This window comes from Streptomyces sp. NPDC059696 (genome assembly GCF_042733745.1).
In the GTDB taxonomy this organism is placed as follows: domain Bacteria; phylum Actinomycetota; class Actinomycetes; order Streptomycetales; family Streptomycetaceae; genus Streptomyces.
Map to the genome: position 1 here is coordinate 1 of NZ_JBHWFG010000129.1, position 1,135 is coordinate 1,135.

Annotated in this window: 1 protein-coding gene and 1 pseudogene; both read left to right on the top strand. The window is 59.8% G+C overall.

What is annotated here, in order from left to right; genetic code table 11:
- Positions 1-268: pseudogene (locus ACFV20_RS37080) on the top strand (hypothetical protein); the annotation flags it as partial.
- Positions 268-1,135 (top strand): DUF4041 domain-containing protein (locus tag ACFV20_RS37085; protein ID WP_385665560.1); only part of this gene is annotated, 868 nt, incomplete at its 3' end. The pseudogene ACFV20_RS37080 and the gene ACFV20_RS37085, both read left to right, overlap by 1 nt.

The window sequence follows — 1,135 nt, forward strand, 5'->3', positions numbered from 1 at the left end:
CCGTACACTGCACGAGGTTTTTGAAGCCGACCGGCGCGGACTGATCCAGAGCATCTCACTGGAAGTGGGAACGAATACCATCAACCCGGCGACAGGCCGTGACACCTACATTCCGTTCGTGGCTGTAGCCGTCCCACGTGACGTCTTCGCCGACATTGATCTTTCAGCCGTCGTGCCGTCCGCCACGCTGGAGCATCTTGGGGCCTCGGTCTCGAAGAATCCGCTGGGTCTGGTTCCTGCCAATGTATCCGGAGTGCGTACGTCCTAATGACGGCTGAGCAAACAATGATTTTCAATCCCCCGCCCGGGTGGCCCAAGCCCCCGCTGTCGTGGCGCCCTCCGGCCGGTTGGACGCCCGATCCAGCCTGGCCGGCCCCACCCGACGGCTGGCAGTTATGGCTACCCGCCAACACTGACGGGGATGACCTAACTCAAACCCCACCAGCGGCGGGCGACCAGCAAGACCAACCGGTCGTTCCCACGTCCGGCGGTCAGTCTTCCGAATCAGCCAGGATCGCGTTCCTCGAGGCAGAAAACAGCCTTCTGAAGCAACGTCTTGAACAGGCCCCGACTGCCGCAGCGTCGTATGTTGAACTCAACGACGGACTGGTCCTTCAAGAGGTCGGCATCTACCGCTATCATCACCCACTCGAGAACGCAGCCTCCTACCGGGACCGGCTAAGTGAGATCGAAACACGCATCGCCGACTTGGTACGGGCCGGTGGCGCCATCATCAAGTCCAACATGTTCACCTTCGACAACTCCTTGGCCAAGGGCCGACGGATGACCGAGGACCTGGCGAAACTCATGCTCAGGGCATACAACGCCGAAGCTGACAACAGCATCAGGTCACTCAAACTCGGCAACGTCATCACCGCCAAACGGCGTCTGGAAGCGTCACGAGTGGCCATCGCCAAGCTCGGCGCGCTCATGGAAATGCACATCAGCGATGAATTCCATGACCTCCGGCTCGAAGAGATTGAGCTTACGGCCGACTGGCTGATGAAGAAGCAGGAAGAAAAAGAAGCCCAACGTGAAGAGCGCGCACGCCTACGTGAAGAACAACGCGTCGAAAGGGAACTCGCCGAGGAACGCTCCCGGCTGGACAAAGAACGTTCACACCTTCTCAATGCCC